Consider the following 20832-nt stretch of genomic DNA (forward strand, 5'->3'; position numbering starts at 1 on the left):
TCACAGCTGCGTAACAAGATCGTAAACAGGATCTTAAAGCCGTACTGGCGCAGGTTTGGCCACCCCCACAACCGGAGCGGCATTACTCTGATACTGCTTGAGCTTGCCTTCCCACTCTTGCTTCACCGCACTGTAAGCCGCGAGTTTGATATGGCCATACCCGCGAATCTGCTGAATCAGCCCTATGATCTCAGCTGCTACCGGTAACTTTTCGCTACTCAAACCTGCCAATAGAACATCCAAGCTTTGTTCAAATTCAACAATCAACCGGCGTTCCATCTTTCGGTCTTCGGCATAGCCAAATACATCCAGCGCAGTTCCTCGCAAACCTTTCATATTGGCCAGCACGCCAAACGCACCCATGATCCAGCTGCCAAGCTTGAACTTCTTGGCTTGCCCATTCTTGGCCAACCATTGCAGCCAGGTCGGACCCAGGCTGAAGTTCAATTTGTAGTTACCGTCAAATTGATCGGCCAGCTGCTTCTGGAACTCGCCATCGGTGTAAAGACGAGCCACTTCATACTCGTCCTTATAGGCCAATACCTTGAAGTAGGCGCGTGCAGCAGCCCAGGTCAATAGCTCCGATTCGGGCGCAACACGACGCTCTGCCAACCGCACCTTTTCCACTAGCGAGGTATACCGAGCCGCATAGGCTGAATCCTGATATTGCGTCAGATCAGCAACCCGGCGGGCGATGAATTCATCCAGCGTCTGATTAGCAAGCTTGATAGCCTCTCTGACCTGTGGGAACGCGATCTTCTCGACTCGAATCCGGTCCACCGCGGTATGGCGGCCCCAGATAAAGGCTTGCTGGTTCATCTGCACCGCTGCGCCGTTGAGCTCAATCGCATGCATGATGGATTCGCCCTTGATCGGGATCAGCCCCTTTTGCCATGCATAGCCAAGAACGAACATATTGGTGGCAATCGAATCCCCCATCAGCGCCGTGGCAATCTGGGTAGCATCGACCTGATCGAAATGGCTATCCCCCACCGCCTGCTTGACCGTATCAAGCATGGAGCGCGATGGGAACTTCATATCCGGACTCTTGGTGAAATCGCCCGTTGCGGCTTCAAAACCATTCAACAGCGCAAAGGTGAATTCCCGCCGCATCTTGGCCAGGCAATCGTTGGTCGCGGTCACAACCATATCGCAGCCCAGCACCACATTGGCGTCACCCGCAGCAATGCGCACCGCATGCAGCTTGTGCTGCTCTTTCGCAAAGCGCAGGTGGGTGGTTACCGCCCCGCCTTTTTGCGCCAAACCAGTTTGGTCCAGCACTGTTGCGCCAATTTCATCGATACGGGCCGCCATGCCCAGTACACCCCCGATAGTCACCACCCCAGTGCCGCCTACGCCCGTGACCAGTACGCTCCAAGGCTGGTCCAAACCGGGCAGTCGTGGTTCGGGCAGTGCCGGCAATGTGGCGAATGCTTCAGCACCCAGTTTGGAACGCTTGGGTTTTACCTCACCCTCAAGCGTTACAAAGCTTGGGCAATAGCCCTTCAAACAGCTGAAGTCCTTGTTGCAGCTCGATTGGTCAATTTTGCGTTTACGGCCGTATTCGGTCTCAACCGGTATTACCGAGAGGCAGTTGGACTGCTTGGAACAATCACCACACCCTTCGCACACACGTTCGTTGATCACTACCCGACGCGGCGGGTCGATCATCTTGCCGCGCTTACGACGGCGGCGCTTCTCCGCAGCACAGGTCTGGTCGTGAATCAGAATCGTCACGCCAGGGGTTTCGCGCAGCTCACGCTGGATGCGATCGAGCTCATCACGATGGTGAACCGTGATGCCGGCAGCCAAACCAGCTACACCAAGGTATTTCTCCGGCTCATCCGAAGTGATGACGATCTTGTTCACCCCCTCAGCCTCTAACTGGCGGGTCAACATTGGCACCGTCAGTGTGCCATCCACATGTTGGCCACCGGTCATGGCCACAGCATCGTTGTACAGCAGCTTGTAGGTGATATGCAGCTTGGCCGCGACAGCCTGGCGAATCGCCAGAATGCCGGAGTGAAAATACGTACCGTCACCGAGGTTCACAAAAACATGTTCGGTATTGGTAAACGGCTGTATACCCGCCCAGGTGACGCCTTCGCCCCCCATCTGGCTAAACATCTTTGTACCGGGCGTTACCCACATCGCCATGTAATGGCAACCGATACCGGCCAGGGCAAGCGAACCCTCCGGCAACTTGGTGGACGTGTTATGCGGGCAACCCGAGCAAAAGTACGGCTGGCGCAGGATGATGTCACGCGGCTTCTTCAGCGCGTTTTCCTTTTCATCAAGGAAGCGTAGCCGTTCTTCAATCACCGGGCTGGTGTAGAAACGCGCAATCCGTGCGGCAATAACCCGGGCGATCATGGCGGGCGTCAATTCGCCTGCCGCCGGCAATAGCCAATTGCCCTCCGGTAAGGTCCACTCACCCTTTTCATCGAACTTACCAATCACGCGCGGGCGAACATCTTCCTGCCAGTTATAGAGTTGCTCCTTAAGCTGGTATTCGAGTACTTGCCGTTTTTCCTCTACAACCAGAATCTCATCCAGACCCTCGGCAAAAGCATGCGTACCCTCGCTCTCCAACGGCCAAGTCAAACCTACCTTGAAGATACGCAAGCCGATATCCGTTGCCAGCCTCTCGTCAATGCCCAGATCGTCCAGCGCCTGCATGACGTCGAGGTAGCTTTTACCCGCCGTCATGATTCCCAAACGCGGTTTGGGTGAGTCAACCACGATCCTGTTCAACTTGTTAGCCCGTACATAAGCCAGGACTGCATAGAGCTTGTGGTGCAACAGTCGCTCTTCCTGCACCAGGGGCGGGTCGGGCCAGCGGATATTGAGCCCACCGGCAGGCATATTGAAATCTGTGGGGATGACAGGTTTGACCCGGTCTGGATCGACCTCGACAATGGCAGAGGACTCGACCGTGTCGGAAATAGCCTTCAGCGTTACCCAGCAGCCGGAGTAGCGGCTCATCGCCCAGCCATGGATGCCGAAATCCAGAAATTCCTGAACACCTGCAGGATTCAACACCGGCACCATGAAGGCATCGAACGCATGATCAGTCTGATGCGGCAAGGTAGAAGACTTGGCCGCATGGTCGTCACCCGCAATCAGCAAAACGCCACCATGGGTGGACGAACCTGCGGCATTGCCATGGCGGATCACATCGCCAGATCTATCCACACCTGGGCCTTTGCCATACCACATGGCGAATACACCATCGTACTTGGCGCCCGGGAACAAACCGACCTGCTGCGACCCCCAAACAGCAGTCGCCCCCAAATCCTCATTGACACCTGGCAGGAACACCACGTTGTGCGGATCAAGGTACTTCTTGGCGCGTACCAGTTCCTGATCAAGCCCTCCAAGCGGTGAGCCGCGATAGCCCGAAATAAAGCCTGCGGTATTCAAGCCCGCCGCCACATCACGCTGATGTTGCAACATAGGCAGACGTACCAAAGCCTGCGTACCCGTCATGAAAGCGAGGCCCTTGGCCAGCGCGTATTTGTCATTCAGGGAGATGGCGTTTCCCATAGTGTCTCCTTCTTTGGCTGAAGGCCGATGCTCTGTAGGCAGCGGTCGTGGCTATCCTTCGTCGTCGCTTTTGGCTGAACTAAGGGATGGAACAAATAAGTGTTCTTAAGAAGCTGTTCACGTTTTTTGTGGGCGGGCTCTATCCAGAGCCTTCTGAAGAATCTGTTCGCGATCCTGTTGCACCCCTGTAGTCGGGGCTTATAAGCAATCGAGAGAGGATGGCGCGCCGTGTAGCAGATACCGCAAGATGATTACCGAGTCCCAAGGTACCTCGCGTCACATAGTCGGGAGCCGTACATCGGCAACATGACCCGGCTATGGTGCTGAGCTTCATCACACTGACGAATTGCTTGCTATCGATCGTAAACAGGCCCTCAGGGGAATTCGCGCGCATTTTAGGCGCTTTACTGAGCAAATGCTCTGCTTATTTGACGTGAACGTCAATTGCTGACTTTAACGCATCAATCAAGTGCTCGATTGACTACTTACTCATTAGTAAGTATCTTGCATATCAATGACTTGATACTCTGGGTCTGTCTGCTGGAAATGGGGGCATGATGCACAAGCTAACAACACTCACGGTTGCGACAGCAGATGGCTATTCGCTGGCTGTGCGTCGCTATGAACCCACCAGCACCATCCAAGGAACTGTATTGCTGGTTTCTGCGATGGGGGTATCCCAAAACTATTACGCACCATTCGCCAGCTGGCTGGCCGAACAAGGCTGGCTTGCCATCAGCTTTGATTACCGGGGCATGGGTGATTCGCGACACGGGCTACTGCGCGAGCTGGACATCGATGTTGTCGGATGGGCCGAACACGACTGTACCGCCATGCTTGATTGGGCAGTCACACAGTCACAAGGCAGGCCCTTGGTGTGGATAGGCCACAGCCTTGGCGGACAACTTGTGGGGCTGACACCCAATATCAATCTGGTTGACCACGTCATTACCATCGCAGCTGGGAGCGGGTACTGGCGTGAAAACGCAGCTCCCCTAAAGCGCAAAGCCTGGTTGCTGTGGTTCGGTTTCGCCCCTTTGTTGACCCCGGCATTTGGCTACTTCCCCGGTCGCCGCCTGGGCATGGTGGGTGATTTGCCTGCAAAGGTGATGCAACAATGGCGGCGTTGGTGCCTGCACTGTGACTATGCGATTGGTGTTGAAGGTGATGCTATTCGCCAACGCTTTGCCGAAGTAAATGTCCCCATCACCGCATTCAGCTTTAGTGACGATGAAATGATGTCCTCGCGTAATATCACGTCGCTTCATGGCTTCTACACCAACAGCCGTGTGCAGATTCAGCGGATAAAGCCGCAGGATATGGGTCTTGGTCGTATCGGCCACTTTGGTTTTTTCAAAACCATCAATCGCGACACATTGTGGCAACCGCTTATTCAACCACAGTTGAAAGCAGTCGAACGCTCAACCAGTGCAAGCCCCGCCAACGCACCGAGCCAGTTTTTAAGAAGCGTCAGCGTGTAACCCTCTCCGCTTTGAAGCCGATGCACAACTCAGCAGAGCGTCGACTTCAAGTGGAAACCCAGTTTTGAAATGACATACGCTGGCAAAGTACCGGCGGCAAACTTACCGTTCTGGAGTCCAACATGCCTCAAGCCCCCTATCCTCATTTGCTCGCTCCACTCGACCTTGGCTTCACCACGCTGAAGAACCGCGTGTTGATGGGTTCGATGCATACCGGCCTTGAAGAATCTCCCAACGGCTTTGAACGCATGGCTGCGTTCTATGCCGAGCGTGCCGCTGGCGGCGTGGCGCTGATCGTTACAGGCGGTGTAGCACCCAACGAAGCCGGCCGCGTATACGAGGGTGGGGCCATGTTGCACAACGCCGAAGAAGTGGCACACCACAAAATCGTTACCGATGCTGTGCACGCCGCTGGAGGCAAAATCTGCCTGCAAATGCTGCACACCGGCCGCTATAGCTTCCAACCCAAACCAGTTGCCCCTTCGCCGATCACCTCACCCATCGCCTTCTACGAACCACTGGAACTAACTGAAGCACAAATCCTGCAGACGATTGATGAGTTCGCCCGTTGCGCTGAATTAGCGAAAGCGGCTGGCTACGACGGTGTGGAAGTGATGGGCAGTGAGGGTTATCTGATCAACCAGTTCATCGCCGAGAAAACCAACAAACGTAACGATCGCTGGGGCGGCAGCTTTGAAAACCGGATGCGCTTCCCGGTCGAAACCGTGAAGGCAGTGCGTGAACGGGTAGGTACCGACTTCATCATCATCTATCGCTTGTCGATGCTGGACCTGGTCGACAACGGTTCAGTGCTGTCCGAGACCATTCAACTCGCCAAGGCAGTCGAAGCCGTTGGCACCACCATTATCAATACCGGTATCGGCTGGCATGAAGCACGTATTCCCACCATCGCCACCATGGTGCCCCGCGCTGGCTTCACCTGGGTAACCAAGAAACTCAAAGGGCATGTGAATATTCCTTTGATCACTACCAACCGCATCAACATGCCGGATGTGGCCGAAGAAGTACTGGCACGTGGCGATGCCGACATGATTTCCATGGCGCGCCCATTCCTCGCTGACAGCGAATGGGTGAACAAAGCCGCCGAGGACCGCGCACTCGATATCAATACTTGCATTGGCTGTAACCAAGCCTGCCTGGACCACATCTTCCAGGCCAAGATGACCACCTGCCTTGTCAACCCGCGCGCTTGCCACGAGACCGAACTGAACTACACCCCCACCACCCAGACCAAGAAATTGGCGGTAGTGGGTGCCGGCCCTGCCGGTATGGCTTTCGCCTCGGTTGCAGCAGAACGCGGCCACGACGTCACGTTGTTTGAAGCCAGCCACGAGCTGGGTGGTCAGTTCAATGTGGCAAAGAAGATTCCAGGCAAGGAAGAATTCCACGAAACGCTGCGTTACTTCAAGCGCAAGCTGGACCAGACCGGTGTGAAAATCCGCCTCAACCATCGCGCCACGGCAGCCGAGCTGCGCGCCTTTGATGAAGTCGTTCTGGCCACCGGCATCAAACCACGTCAGCTCGATATTCCAGGTATCGACCACCCCAAGGTGCTGACCTACCTGGATGTATTGCGGCATGAAAAGCCGGTAGGCAAGCGCGTTGCCATCATAGGCGCAGGTGGCATCGGCTTTGATGCTGCTGAATTCCTGACCCACGAAGGCACACCAACGAGCCTCGATACCGATGCCTTCCTGCGTGAATGGGGCATCGACAAGACCCTGAATGAAAAAGGTGGCTTGGCCGCCGCCGGCCCACAACCACATGGCTCACCACGCGAAGTTTGGTTGCTACAACGCAAGGCTTCCAAAGTGGGCGATGGTCTGGGCAAGACAACCGGCTGGATTCACCGCCAGAGCCTGAAGATGAAGAAGGTGGAGATGATCTCCAGCGTCACCTACGAGATGATTGATGACGCCGGCCTGCATATCCGCATCAAAGACCAAGCTCAGGTACTACCGGTAGACAATGTGGTGATCTGCGCAGGTCAGGAACCGCAGCGTGATCTTGAGTCAGACCTGAAAGATGCGGGCACAAAAGTTCATCTGATCGGTGGAGCTGACGTTGCTGCCGAGCTCGACGCTAAACGCGCCATTAACCAAGGCTCAAGGCTTGCCGCCGTAATTTGACCTGCCAGGCACGATGATTCGCCCGGTTAACCTGATTTGCGCTAAATCGGTTTTCCGGGTGAGTCAAAGTGCTGCTCACTAACGATAATCGACTTTAGTTCGGCCAACGCTCATAGCGGCGGTCAATCGCGGCAGCCGACCCATCGTTGTTCATGACGTTCAGAATCACATTCAGCTTATCGACCACCTCGTTGCGGACAGCGAGATTACAGGCAAGATACAGTTCGACGCGGCTGAATGTCAGTATGGGCACAATCTGGCTTGACCACCCGTTTGCAATGATTTGCGCATTGGCCTCATAGGGGCCGGTGGCCCACAGGTCAATACGTCTAGCCAAGAGCTTACGTGGATTGACTGCGTCACTCGTAGCGGGGTCAACGTTGAAGCCCTTTGCACGCAGAAAGGTATCACGTGCATCGGCATTGTAAGTACCAATCCTAAATGGGCGTGCATCCTCCAGACTACTAAGCCGGATATTGCCGTCCACCAGGCCGTAAAGCGTCCAGGTATTCAAGGCTAGAGGACCGACCCACTTGAACTTGGCTTCTCTCTCCTGAGTACGCGTGGTGGAGAAAACGCATACATTCGACTTTTCCAATGCCATTTGGTAGGCACGTGCCCAAGGCAGAATATCTAAGGTATAGGGCAGCTTTGCACGGTTCATTATCTCGGTCACCTTCTCAACCGCGATACCGGCGATCTTGCCATTTACCATCATGTTGAACGGGGGAGATTCCTCTGTCGTGAAAACGAGGTCATCAGCATTCTCTTTTGCCTGGACGACCACGGCTACGCAGAGCATGCATAAAACGGCTTGAATGCGAAACATGCTGGCCCCTCCCTGACTGAGTCACGACAACATACCCATTAAAGATAGACCCGTTGCCTCTGTATCGCACGCTGGAGAACCGCTAAGAACCCATTTCAAGTCTGCTCCGCGTCCGCAATACGGCGTTGAAAACACCTTCAGAATGCTCATTTACCGCTTGTAAACTCCGACTCCTCGGCTGTTTCCGTCTTGTCTTGCACTAGCGCGCGAGACTTTGAACAGATTCTGAGCAAGTTCTAGAACCGATTATTGGGGAAAGCATTGACGTAATCCCGAGAAGTCGTAACCGACCAACCCGATAGTCGAACATTGGAACCACTAATCGGGTTTTTAGTATGCGAGTAGCGATAAGCAGGATCAGCGTCATCAAACTTAAATTGTATGCGTCGGACAGTCATGACGACATCAATGTAACCCTGGAGGACTATGAACCAGACGGAGGCAAAATCAGCATTGAATGCGCAGGCGGAGTATGGACAAACACTTGGCCGGCAATGGGGCACCAAACTGTTGCTCAGTTTGTTGCAACTTGCAGTGTGGACTACCTTGCCGACAAACTGGCGCCGGAAATAAATCGCACCTCGGTTGATATCCGTGCCATCGCAAGCGATGTGCGCTTATTCATCTGCCGGCAACGCCGCAAATGGTTCATGACTGCTGGCGCAGCACGACAGATGTTCGACGCCGCCATCGCTGCAACTCGCATTGAAGATCATCGGTACCTGCTGGATGAAGTCTACGGCTTAGATTGGTGGCGAAATCTACCCGAATGCTCCAATCCGGAGTACAGATACCTATCCACGATCATCCAGAATGCCCAGGAAGGCATACGCGCAATGAACACAGCACCTGCACAACTGGCGGGATGATTCGTTTACCTTTTGAGGGGACCACGTGATAATCGGGGACCACTCAAAGCAGCGGAGTACCTGATGCAGCTGAGCAGCCTGAATTTCACCAACGGCGCAACCATTCCTGGCGAGTTCGCCTTCGCGGTTATCGACCCAGCATCCCATGTCAGCCTTTCCAGTAACCGTAACCCACATCTGACTTGGAAAGCAGCACCAGCAGGCACCCGATCGTTCGCCCTCATCTGCCACGACCCTGATGTGCCAAGCCGTGGCGACGATGTAAATCAACCCGATCGCGAAATTCCCTCAAGCCTTCCCAGAGTGGATTTCTTCCATTGGGTGCTGATCGACCTTCCTCCTGAACAACAGACTATCGAGGCAGGCAGCCACAGCAACGGCATTACCGCGCATGGAAAGTCCGGCCCGAAGGTGGCTGGCGATCATCGTGGGCAACCCCGTCACGGCATCAACGATTACACCGGCTGGTTTGCGGGCGACCCAACCATGGCTGGCGATTACTACGGCTACGATGGGCCCTGTCCGCCATGGAACGACAGCATCATCCACCACTATGTGTTCACGCTGTACGCGTTGGATGTCGCCACACTGGCTATCGATGGCCAGATCACCGGTCCCAAGGCTCGTGCCGCCATGGCTGGCCACGTCCTGGCTGAAGCCAGCCTGACCGGTACCTACACACTCAATCCTCGCTTGAGTAAGTAACCATCTGCAGCCATAGCAGCGAAGCGCCATATCCAGCGCTTCGCTTGCGGGAGCCCTCAAACTATACGAATAGCCCCCTGCTTACGGCTGCCCAGCAAGTCCATCCCGTATCCGCATCTAAATAAGAATAGGCTGCGCATGACACCTACCTACCTCATTGTCCCTGCATGCAGCATATTGCTGACCACCACACTGATGGCAGCCCCTCTTGGGCCGACACAATGCCTTGAAGTTACCGAAGATGCTGCCCGGCTGGCTTGTTACGATGCTGCCATGAGCCGGGTTACACCCGAAGCTGCCCCCGAGTCGCAAGCTCCCGCCGATAAAACCGCCGCCAAAGAGGCTGATACACAAAATGCGTCCCGCCGTGCGGCTGACCATTCTGTACTCGATACTGCGTGGGAACTGGAGCCAAACAGCAAGCTGGGTACATTCATCATGCGTTCTTACCGGCCTACCTATGTGCTGCCGGTCTTCTACGCAACCAGCCGCAATCCCGTGCCGGTCAGTCCTAATCCAGCATTAGCATCGGCAGCAAGCGAACAACTGCAACGTACGGAAGCGAAGTTCCAGATCAGCCTGAAAACCAAATTGGTCCAAAACCTGTTCCGGGACAACGGTGATATCTGGCTGGGTTATACCCAGACATCGCGTTGGCAACTTTATAACCGTGAACTGTCGCGTCCATTTCATGAGACCAACTACGAACCAGAAGCCGCGCTGGTATTACGTACCAACTACAATCTGCTGGGCTGGCACGGGCGGCTGTTGTCACTTTCAGCCAATCACCAATCCAATGGGCGTTCACAGTCGCTATCGCGTAGCTGGAACCGAGTCATTGCCAGCGTAGGGTTGGAAAGAGACGGATGGAGCGTGGTGTTCCGCCCCTGGTGGCGCATTCCGGAATCAACCAACGACGATAACCCCGGCATCGAAAACTATATCGGTCGCGGCAGCGTTACCGTTATGCGCCAAAAGGGTGAGCATGCGCTTACGGTAACCGCGCGCCATTCATTTCGCGGTGGCGATTCATCGCGCGGGGCCATGCAAGTGGAATGGGGATTCCCGATCAAGGGCAATCTCAAAGGCTATCTGCAGCTGTTCAGCGGATATGGCGAAAGCCTGATCGATTACAACTATCGCAACAACTATGTGGGATTGGGATTCTCGCTTATCGATGGCTACTGACGATCTTAGAACCTGTTCAAAGTCTCGCGAGCTAAAGTAAGACAAGGCGAAAACGGCCAAGGAAGCGGAGTTTACGCGTGGTAAATGAGCATTCCGAGGGTGTTTTCAACACCGTATTGCTGACGCACAGCAGACTTTAGACAGGTTCTTACTGCGCAGCCGTGATCAGGAGGGCTCATATGCTGCTCGAAAGCCCCCCCCAAGGGGGACGCCGAACTGCTACGGTGCTACGCACCAAGAAGTTCGCAGCCTCGTGTACCCAAGTACACTCCGGTTTCTGTACTGCGCTTCACCCTGCTAACGGCTGTTCGCGACAGATGTAAAGCGGGTAACTATTCAGCCAACCGGTTCAGAATCGGGCAGTCTGGTCGGGTATCGCCACAGCATGCATCAGCCAGTTCAGCCAAGGTTGTCCGCATCTCCATCAACGCGTTGATCTTGGTATCCAACTCCGCTACATGTTGATTCGCCAGCGCTTTTACCTCGGCGCTGGCACGCTCCTTATCGTCCCAAAGCGACAGCAACTGGCGAATCTGTGTGAGCGAGAAACCGAAATCGCGGGCACGGCGGATAAAACGCAGCAGGTGCACGTCACGCTCACCATAGATGCGATAGCCCGCCGGACTGCGCGCACCACTGGCTATCAAGCCTATGCTTTCGTAGTGGCGAACCATCTTGGCACTCACACCGCTTTCCTGCGCCAGTTTGCCAATATTCATCGTACCCATTCCTTCCTGCTGGTGACCCAGACGAGGAGGTACCAAAGAGAGTAGCCTGATCATGTCTTCTTTACTCGGGTTTCCAGCGACGCAACAACAACGCATTACAAACCACACTCACACTGGAAAATGCCATGGCCGCCCCCGCCAATATTGGATTGAGCATACCCAAGGCTGCCAACGGAATACCCACCAGATTGTAGATAAATGCCCAAAACAGGTTTTGGCGAATCTTGGCATAAGTTTGGCGGGACACCGATATCGCGTCGGACACCAATCCAATATTTCCCCGCATCAAGGTTATACCGGCAGCATGCATAGCCACATCGGTGCCATTGCCCATGGCGATGCCCACATCGGCAGCGGCCAGCGCCGGGGCATCGTTGATACCATCGCCAACCATGCCCACCCTACGGTCCTGAGCTTTCAACGATGCCACGACTGCAGCCTTATCCGCTGGCAACAAATTGGCATGCACACGGTTTACTCCCAACGCACTACCTACAGCCTGTGCTGCACCTGCATTATCACCGCTGAGTATGATGGGTTCGATACCCATCCGTTTAAGACGCGAGATACCCTCCACTGCGTCAGGCTTAAGTTGGTCACCAAATGCCAGCATCGCCAGGGCTTGGGGCTGCCCAGGCTGCATCAACCAGGACACACTGTGCCCCATCTGTTCTTCGTGTTCCGCGGCGGCAGCCAATACACCAGTGTGGCAGCCCTGCTCTCCCAATAAGCGATGATTACCTAATAGATAGGTCACACCCTCTAACTCACCGGATACGCCCAGGCCGGGCAAGGCATGTTGATTGGCTACGTCAGGCAGTGGAAGCCCCAGCTCATTCGAGCGCGCCATCACCGCCAACGCCAATGGATGCTGGCTGCCGCTCTGCAATGCAGCAGCAATGCGGACAATCTCGGCCTCCGGTAATTCAGCGCTGACGAGTGCTTGTAAAGACGGTTTACCCACAGTAAGCGTGCCCGTCTTGTCGAACACCATCGTATCAAGCTGATGCGCCAACTCCAGCGCCTGAGCATCCTTAATCAAAATGCCATGGCGTGCCGCCACCCCGGTGCCAGCCATGATGGCCGTTGGGGTAGCCAAACCCAGCGCACACGGACAGGCAATCACCAAAACAGCAACCGCGTTGATGATGGCAAGCTCGATGTCGCCACTGAGAAACCACCAACCAGCAAACGTACACAGGGCAATAGCCAACACTACCGGCACAAAGACAGCGCTGACCTTGTCGACCAGACGCTGAATAGGAGCCTTGGCTGCCTGAGCGTCCTCAACCAGCCGGATAATACGCGCCAGCATGGTCTCCCCACCGATAGCGCTTGTACGCACCAACAACAGACCATTGCCATTGATTGCCCCGGTCACAACCTGATCACCGGCTTGGCAAACTTGGGGCAGGCTTTCGCCCGTCAGCAGCGCCGCATCTATTTGGCTTTGTCCTTCAAGGATCTCGCCATCGGTTGCTATCCGTTCCCCCGGCCGTACGACGACGATATCGCCCACTTGCAATTGCTCAACTGCGATATCAATATCCTGCCCGGCTTTTCTTACACGTACGGTAAGTGGACATAGTGCCTGCAAAGCGTTGATTGCCGATGTCGTCTGCCGTTTGGCTCGGGCTTCCAACCACTTACCCAGCAGTACAAGGCTGATCACTACGGCTGAAGCTTCGAAATATAGATGGGGTTCACTCTTAGTGGTATGGCTGAGAAGCAGATAGACGCTAAGACCATATGCAGCGCTGGTACCCAGCGCCACCAACAAGTCCATATTACCGCTCCCTGCCTTTAGGGCCCCCCATCCAGCCCGATAAAAGCGTGCACCCAGCCAAAACTGAACTGGTGAAGCAAGCACCCATTGCCACACACCAGGCAACATCCAGTGTTGGCCGAATACCTCCCCCAACATTGGTAAAACCAGGGGCAAGGAGAAGAACCCGGCCAACATAGCCGGCCACCAATCGGGCAATTGCAGCTTGGTGCTAACCCCAGGTTGCCCAGGCGGTACCGGCAGGCTGGCTTGGTACCCCGCTTTTTCCACCACGGCGATCAGCTGCGACTCGGTAATGTCCTGCAAGGCACGGATGCTTGCGCGTTCAGTGGTCAGATTTACATTTGCGTCGAGCACACCCGCTTCACGACGTAGCGCCTTTTCCACCCGACCAACGCAGCTGGCGCAACTCATACCACCAATAACCAGCTCCACCTGATGTGTAGCCAGCTGAAACCCAGCGTTGACAATAGTTTGCTCAACGACGGCCAGATCAAGTGGATCAGTAGCCTCCAGGGTTGCCGACTCATTGGCCAGATTAACCGATACCGAGCTGACGCCCTGTAGCCGGCTCAGGACTTTTTCCAGACGGCCAACACAGCTGGCGCAGCTCATACCCTCTATACCAACACTGAGGCGGATGGGATGAAGAACGGGATGGGTGGCAGACACGGGAATATCCTGAGAAACAACGATGCATCAAGGATGAGCCTTCCCATCGTGGCAAGGTCAAGCAGTATGTAATGCCTTCACATACTTTTCCTTAGAACCTGTTCACGATCTTACTGTGCAGCTGTGATCGGGGCTTATGTGCTGCTCTGCGCCCCGCTGACAGCCGCTCGCGACAGATTTTGAACAGGTTCTTAGGAGACCTGTTTGGGTCTGTTGCGAGTAATCGTCAGCAGAGTGAAGCGCAGAAACCAGAATGTACTAGGGCACATGAGCCCTGATCAGGGCTGCGCAGCAAGACCTATAAACCGACCCCTACAAAGGCAGTTTGCGGGTAAGCATCTGCCAAAACATTACCCAATCGCCAGCAAAGCTATACAGCGGGTAACGAAAAGTAGCCGGTCGATTCTTCTCGAACACGAAGTGGCCCACCCACGCAAAACCGTAACCAACAACAGGCAGCAGCCACAACAAACCAAACTGCCCGCTGAATATTGCTACCGCCAATAGTAACAACACCAGACCGCTACCGAGAAAGTGCAACCGACGACAGACTTTATTCTGGTGCTCACTGAGGTAATAAGGATAAAACGCGGTGAAACTGTCGTAACGCATAGGCTGCTCCGGGACAAAACGCTAAACTGCGCAACTTTGCTGAGGCAATCCCCTCTTAAGGACCTGTTTACGATATATCGCGAACAGCAGTCAGCAGCCTCTATTTACATACACTACCCGCTGAACAGAAGGACATCATGACCGATCCCACCCAAGAAAGCCCTTTCAAGGGTAAGACCGGCCTACGTCGCTTGCTGAACGCCACCGGCTATTCCATCGACGGGCTTACCGCTGCATGGCGGCACGAGTCCGCTTTTCGGCAGGTCTGCCTTATGGCGTTGGTCGGCATTGTCATTTCAGTGTTCCTACCGTTTCCCGCCTGGGGACGTGGGCTGATCATATTCGCCCATCTGCTCAGCATTATCGTCGAGCTCATCAACTCCGCTATTGAGGCGGCAGTTGACCACACGTCACTTGAGCATCATGTACTTGCCAAACGCGCCAAAGATCTTGGCAGTGCCGCGCAACTGATCAGCCTTTTGAATATGGCAGCGATTTGGGGTATTGCGCTACTCTCATTCGTTTAAGCAAAATCGCCTCCCTAAAATCTACCCAGTTCCTATACCAGCATCGCACAGTTACACAGCCAAGCTACTCAGCTTGGCGATTGCCGAATCCAGCGTCGCTTCCCGTTTGGCAAAACAGAATCGTACCAAGCCGGTATCCCGCCCATCTGCATAGAAAGCTGACACAGGAATACTGGCCACACCATGTTCCCGCGTCAGCCACTCTGCAAATGCCAGATCCCCCATATCTGGACGAATAGCCGAATAGTCAGCCAACTGAAAATAGGTGCCCGCGCTGGGTAATAGCTTGAAACCTGCCGCCACAAGGCCTGGGGCCAGTTGATCACGCTTGAGCTGATAGAAGTCTGCCAAGCCCTGCCAGTGTTTGGATTCCGCAAGGTAGCCAGCCAGCGCGACCTGCAATGGCGTCGCTACCGAAAACACCAAATACTGGTGCAATTTTCGAAACTCCGCAGTCAATGCCGGTGCCGCCACACAGTAACCCACTTTCCAGCCGGTCGCATGGAAGGTCTTTCCGAATGAATAAACAGCAAAACTGCGCGGTCTCAGCATTGGATGTGTGAGCACACTGGCATGAGGGTGAGTATCGAATACCAGATGCTCGTAGACCTCATCACTCAGTACCAACAGGTCATGCTGATCAGCAATCTCCGCTAAAGCATCAAGATCAGCCGGGCTGAAAATGCTGGTAGCTGGATTATTTGGGTTGTTAACGATAATCAGCCGTGTACGCGGTGTAACGGCTTTGCGCACAGCGCCCCAATCTACGACGAATCCGGGTGGCGTCAGCGATACTCGCAGCGGTACTGCACCCTGGGCTACGATAGCAGGCGCATAGCTGTCGTAAGCGGGCTCCAGAATGATGGCCTCATCCCCTGGCCGTAACACCGTCGCTATCACCGTATAAAGTGCTTGTGTCGCACCAGCCGTGACGGTGATTTCACTGTCAGCGTCTACCACCAAGTCGTAAGCAACCTGGAATTTAGTGGCAATCGCCTGGCGCAATGCTGGCAAGCCAGGCATTGGGGCGTATTGGTTATGTCCGGCTGCCATGGCTGCGGTCACCCTAGCCTGCAAGCCTGCATCCACCTCGAAATCCGGAAAGCCTTGCGAGAGATTAATTGCGCCGCACTCAGCGGCCAATGCGCTCATACGGCTAAAGATAGTCAGCCCCAGATCAGGGAATTTGTATTGGATAGGCATCGTAGAAGCGTCATTTAAGTCATCGATACACCATCGTGCCTAGCTGACGTGCCGGACACAAATAGCTTTTGCTGATGTAAAAAAGCCCGTGATGTCTATCAAACAAAAACGCCCCGTAAAAACGGGGCGTTTCATGTGAAACAAGCTGCCGACTACTTCACCACAGCAGCCAGCTCACCCTTCTTATACTGGTCAGACATTTTTTCCATGCTGATCGGTTTGATCTTGCTGGCTTGGCCAGCGGAACCGAATGCTTCAAACCGCAGCTTGCAGATATCCTTGGCTGCCATGGTGGCTTCCTTCAGGAATTTACGTGGGTCGAATTCACTCTTCTGGGTAGCCAGGAAACGACGGATCGAGCCTGTCATCGCCAAGCGGATATCCGTATCGATATTCACCTTACGTACACCGAATTTGATACCGGTAACGATTTCCTCGACTGGTACACCGTAGGTTTCCTTCATCTCACCACCGTACTGGCGGATGATTTCCAGCCACTCTTGCGGCACCGAGCTTGAACCATGCATAACCAGATGCGTGTTGGGAATACGGGCATGAATCGCCTTGATACGGTCGATCGCCAAAATATCACCCGTGGGCTTGCGGGTGAACTTATACGCACCATGGCTGGTACCGATGGCGATAGCCAGTGCATCCACCTGGGTCTTCTTGACGAAATCCGCGGCTTCATTAGGGTCGGTCAACAATTGGTCATGGCTCAGTACGCCTTCCGCACCGTGACCATCTTCCTTCTCACCCATACCGCTTTCCAAGCTGCCCAGGCAACCCAGCTCACCTTCCACGCTCACGCCAATGGCGTGAGCCATCTCCACCACCTTGCTGGTTACATTGACGTTGTATTCGTAGCTTGATGGGGTCTTAGCATCTTCCATCAACGAGCCATCCATCATCACGCTGGAGAAACCCGACCGCATGGCCTGGATACACACCGCAGGAGATGCACCGTGGTCCTGATGCATGACAACCGGGATATGCGGATAGGCCTCGGTCGCGGCCAGAATCAGATGGCGGAGGAACGCTTCACCCGCATATTTGCGCGCCCCAGCCGAACCTTGCATGATCACAGGACTGTTGCACTCGTCGGCCGCCTGCATAATGGCAAGGACCTGCTCCAGATTGTTCACGTTAAAGGCAGGCAAGCCATAACCGTTTTCGGCGGCGTGATCGAGCAACTGGCGCATTGAAACGAGGGACATGGTAAAGACTCCGGGAATTTGTAATTAAGCCGGCGAAATTTTAAACGAAATGTAGTGGTGTAATCTTCACTACATTTCATTTGCCCGGCACCTGTCCGATATGCATCAACACCGGACCTGCACCGCGGAACATCGCCTGGATGCCTGTTCTTGCGGTCTTGCCTTACAACAAGATCACAAAGCAGCTCCTAGAACCAGTTTTTTGCGTCTGCTCAAAACCTCGCGAGCTAGAGCAAGACAAGGCGAAAACAGCAGAGGAAGCGGAGTTTACGATTGGTAAATGCGCATTCCGAGGGTGTTTCCAACGCCGTATTGCTGAAGCATCGCAGGCTTTGAACAGGTTCTAGGAACCTGCTCCCGATCTGTCGCGAGCCGCTGTCAGCAGGGTGAAGCGCAGCGCAGAAACCGGAATGTACTTTTGTACATGAGGCTGCGAACTTCTTAGTGCGTATGCACCGTAGCAGTTCGGCGTCCCCCTTGCGGGGGCTTTCGAGCAGCACCTGAGCCCTGAACACGGTTGCGCAGTAAGATCGTCTTATGCGCGCTGGCCAAGTATTTCCACCGCCGGCAACACCTTACCTTCCAGGAATTCCAAGAAAGCCCCGCCACCGGTAGAGATATAGCCAACCTGCTCGGTAATGCCGTACTTGGCGACTGCAGCCAAAGTGTCACCGCCGCCGGCGATGCTGAAGGCCGAACTGGCAGCAATCGCGCGGGCCAATGCTTCGGTGCCTTTGCCAAACTGGTCGAATTCAAATACGCCAACCGGGCCATTCCAGACTATGGTGCCCGCTTTGGCAACCACATCTGCCAGCGCTTTGGCTGAATCAGGACCGATGTCGAAAATCATGTCGCTATCTGTTACCGCATTTAAGGGCTTGGTCACAGCAACTTCATTTGCGTCGAACTTCTGTCCGACCACCACGTCGGTTGGCAACGGCACATCGCCACCACGAGCACGTATCTTGGCGATTACGCTACGAGCTTGGTCGAGCAAATCGGGCTCAGCCAGGGACTTACCAATCTGACGCCCTTCCGCCAACAGGAAGGTATTGGCGATGCCACCACCCACAATCAGCTGATCGACTTTATCGGCAAGGGATTCGAGAATCGTCAGTTTGGTTGACACCTTCGAACCCGCCACAATGGCAACCAGCGGCCGCGTTGGCTGCGCAAGCGCCTTGCCCAGCGCATCCAATTCGGCAGCCATCAACAGCCCTGCACAAGCCACCGGGGCAAATTTGGCAACCGCGTGGGTAGAAGCTTCTGCACGGTGCGCCGTACCAAACGCATCGTTGACGAAAATATCGCAAAGGGCTGCATAACGTTGGCCCAACTCGTCGTTGTTTTTCTTCTCCCCCACATTGGTACGAATGTTTTCAAGCAATACCAATTCACCAGCTTTGATTTGGAAACCCGCCCAATCTGTAATCACCGGCACATCGCGGCCAAGCAACTCCCCTAAACGCTTCGCCACCGGGGCCAATTTATCTTCTTCAGTCACCGAACCTTCAGTTGGGCGACCTAGATGCGTCATCAGAATCACCCCAGCACCAGCTTTGAGGCAGTGTTCGATCGTGGCAAGTGAGGCACGGATGCGGGTATCGTCACCAATCTTGCCGTCTTTAAGCGGCACATTCATGTCGACACGAATCAGGACTTTCTTACCGGCCAAGGCCAGATCGGTGAGTTTCTTGAAGTTCATGGTGGCTTGAGAGAGAAGTGGAAAAACCGGAGTCTAGCGTGTGGCGGAGATGTAAGCAGAGCCAAGCGGCTACAGGGCGACTCATTCAGCCACACGCTGGCATTTCAAACACAAACGCCACGGCGAATGACCATGGCGTTTTCTTAGAACCTGCTCAAAGTCTCGTGAGCTAGAGCGAGACAAGGCGAAAACAGCCAAGGAAGCGGAGTTTACGCGTGGTAAATGAGCATTCCGAGGGGGTTTTTAACGCCGTATCGCTAACGCGCAGCAGACTTTGACTGGTTCTTAGAACCAGTGCTGCTACTGGACTTTCATCATTGCACGCGCTGTGTTCAGCATCTGTACCGAGAAGCCCCATTCGTTGTCGTACCACGCACTCACCTTGACCAAGTCACCTGCGTTCACCTTGGTCAGCGTCGCATCAAAAATCGAGGCCTCACTCGTGTGATTGAAGTCGATCGATACCAACGGCAAATCGTTGTAGCCCAGCACGCCCTTCAATGGCCCACCACCTGCCGCATCACGCATCACCGCGTTGATTTCTTCCTTGCTGGTATTGCGTGCTGCCTTGAAGGTCAGATCAACCATCGAGACATTGATAGTAGGCACACGCACAGCATATCCATCCAGCTTGCCATTCAGCTCCGGCAATACCAGACCAACTGCCGCAGCAGCACCGGTCTTGGTCGGGATCAGACTCTGCGTGGCAGACCTTGCACGGCGCAGGTCTTTATGGCGGACATCGGTCAACACCTGGTCATTGGTATAGGCGTGAATCGTGGTCATCAGGCCCTTCTCAATACCAATGCAATCATTCAATACCTTGGCGACTGGGGCCAAGCAGTTCGTGGTACAGGAAGCATTCGAGATCACCGTCATGTCCCGCGTCAGCACGCCATGATTGACGCCATAGACGATGGTTGCATCGACGTCCTTGTCTCCCGGTGCGGAGATCAATACCTTTTTTGCGCCCGCATCCAGGTGCGCTTGGCATTTAGCCTTACTGGTAAACGCCCCGGTACATTCCAACACAAGGTCGATTCCCAGATCGCCCCATGGCAATTCAGCCGGGTTGCGAGTGGAAAAGAAGCGGATGTTCTCATCGTTGATGCGCAGCCAATCCCCATCGGCACGTACATCTGCATTAAAGCGGCCATGCACGGTATCGAACCGTGTCAGATGGGCATTCGTATCGATATCGCCAGATGCATTGATGGCGACAACTTTAAAATCCTGGCCGCGGTTCAGTTCATAGATTGCACGCAGAACATTGCGGCCGATGCGTCCGTAGCCATTAATGGCGATGCGGATGGACATACTAGGATTCTCCTTACTGGGCAGCCTTATGTAGTCGGCGCCAATTAAACTACAAGGGCCGCGATTGTAACCGTCCTCTAATATGAAAGGGGACTACAAACTGAGGGATTACTGCATCGATACCTAGGGAAAACACTGACTCCATCAGCCCCTAAACCAACATGCCATCTGCCAGACTTCCGGTTTGGAAATGCCGTATTTACTCCGACATCAGCTTGAAAAGCGCTGCCAAAACAAGCGAGAGATATCAAAACAAATTTCATGTACTTGCTTAAGATGGAAACCACATAAGAAAAG

The 20832-nt window shown here is 54.5% G+C and carries 15 protein-coding genes; 6 read left to right on the forward strand and 9 right to left on the reverse strand.

Annotated elements, in window-relative coordinates:
* Positions 1-33: 33 nt before the first annotated feature.
* Positions 34-3546, reverse strand: a complete 3513-nt coding sequence (locus tag ACUHMQ_RS05930) for an indolepyruvate ferredoxin oxidoreductase family protein (protein WP_445294529.1) — start codon at positions 3544-3546, stop codon at positions 34-36.
* Between the two features lie 554 nt (positions 3547-4100).
* On the opposite strand from ACUHMQ_RS05930, the gene ACUHMQ_RS05935 reads away from it, so the two are divergent.
* Entirely contained in the window at positions 4101-5027 is a 927-nt protein-coding gene (locus tag ACUHMQ_RS05935; protein ID WP_445294530.1) for an alpha/beta hydrolase family protein, read from the forward strand.
* A 122-nt stretch (positions 5028-5149) separates the two neighbouring features.
* Positions 5150-7177 carry an oxidoreductase gene (locus ACUHMQ_RS05940; protein WP_445294531.1) on the forward strand — a complete coding sequence of 676 codons (2028 nt, stop codon included), beginning with the start codon at positions 5150-5152 and terminating at the stop codon, positions 7175-7177.
* A gap of 94 nt (positions 7178-7271) precedes the next feature.
* Here ACUHMQ_RS05940 and ACUHMQ_RS05945 read toward each other — a convergent pair whose 3' ends face one another.
* Complete coding sequence (locus ACUHMQ_RS05945) at positions 7272-8006, reverse strand: substrate-binding periplasmic protein (protein ID WP_445294532.1); 735 nt, start codon at positions 8004-8006, stop codon at positions 7272-7274.
* 335 nt (positions 8007-8341) lie between these two features.
* Here ACUHMQ_RS05945 and ACUHMQ_RS05950 point away from each other — a divergent pair, with 335 nt between their 5' ends.
* From ACUHMQ_RS05950 to ACUHMQ_RS05960, 3 genes are all read left to right on the forward strand, one after another.
* A complete protein-coding gene (locus tag ACUHMQ_RS05950) occupies positions 8342-8875 on the forward strand; it encodes a phiTE_072 family protein (RefSeq protein WP_445294533.1) in 534 nt (177 codons plus the stop codon).
* Positions 8876-8938: 63 nt separating this feature from the next.
* Positions 8939-9580, forward strand: coding sequence for a YbhB/YbcL family Raf kinase inhibitor-like protein (locus ACUHMQ_RS05955; protein WP_445294534.1), 642 nt, complete (start codon positions 8939-8941; stop codon positions 9578-9580).
* Between the two features lie 138 nt (positions 9581-9718).
* Positions 9719-10768, forward strand: coding sequence for a phospholipase A (locus tag ACUHMQ_RS05960; protein WP_445294535.1), 1050 nt, complete (start codon positions 9719-9721; stop codon positions 10766-10768).
* 332 nt (positions 10769-11100) lie between these two features.
* On the opposite strand, the gene cueR is transcribed toward ACUHMQ_RS05960, so the two are convergent.
* The 3 genes from cueR to ACUHMQ_RS05975 all read right to left on the reverse strand — a co-directional run bounded on the left by cueR (position 11101) and on the right by ACUHMQ_RS05975 (position 14566).
* A complete protein-coding gene (gene cueR, locus ACUHMQ_RS05965) occupies positions 11101-11487 on the reverse strand; it encodes a Cu(I)-responsive transcriptional regulator (protein ID WP_445294536.1) in 387 nt (128 codons plus the stop codon).
* A 70-nt stretch (positions 11488-11557) separates the two neighbouring features.
* A complete protein-coding gene (locus ACUHMQ_RS05970) occupies positions 11558-13954 on the reverse strand; it encodes a heavy metal translocating P-type ATPase (RefSeq protein WP_445294537.1) in 2397 nt (798 codons plus the stop codon).
* A gap of 312 nt (positions 13955-14266) precedes the next feature.
* The gene (locus ACUHMQ_RS05975; RefSeq protein WP_445294538.1) at positions 14267-14566 is read right to left on the reverse strand and encodes an Mpo1-like protein; all 300 of its coding nucleotides are present in this window, start codon (positions 14564-14566) and stop codon (positions 14267-14269) included.
* Positions 14567-14703: 137 nt separating this feature from the next.
* Between ACUHMQ_RS05975 and ACUHMQ_RS05980 the strand changes: the two genes are divergently transcribed.
* Positions 14704-15093, forward strand: coding sequence for a diacylglycerol kinase (locus ACUHMQ_RS05980; RefSeq protein ID WP_445294539.1), 390 nt, complete (start codon positions 14704-14706; stop codon positions 15091-15093).
* 51 nt (positions 15094-15144) lie between these two features.
* On the opposite strand, the gene ACUHMQ_RS05985 is transcribed toward ACUHMQ_RS05980, so the two are convergent.
* The 4 genes from ACUHMQ_RS05985 to gap all read right to left on the reverse strand — a co-directional run bounded on the left by ACUHMQ_RS05985 (position 15145) and on the right by gap (position 20535).
* Positions 15145-16296 (reverse strand): methionine aminotransferase, encoded by a 1152-nt coding sequence (locus tag ACUHMQ_RS05985; protein ID WP_445294540.1) that lies wholly within the window; start codon positions 16294-16296, stop codon positions 15145-15147.
* A 152-nt stretch (positions 16297-16448) separates the two neighbouring features.
* A complete protein-coding gene (fba, locus tag ACUHMQ_RS05990) occupies positions 16449-17513 on the reverse strand; it encodes a class II fructose-bisphosphate aldolase (RefSeq protein ID WP_445294541.1) in 1065 nt (354 codons plus the stop codon).
* A gap of 535 nt (positions 17514-18048) precedes the next feature.
* Complete coding sequence (locus ACUHMQ_RS05995; protein ID WP_445294542.1) at positions 18049-19218, reverse strand: phosphoglycerate kinase; 1170 nt, start codon at positions 19216-19218, stop codon at positions 18049-18051.
* Between the two features lie 300 nt (positions 19219-19518).
* Entirely contained in the window at positions 19519-20535 is a 1017-nt protein-coding gene (gap, locus tag ACUHMQ_RS06000) for a type I glyceraldehyde-3-phosphate dehydrogenase (RefSeq protein ID WP_445294543.1), read from the reverse strand.
* Between the last annotated feature and the right edge of the window lie 297 nt (positions 20536-20832).

This window comes from Chitinimonas violaceus, from assembly GCF_052601015.1.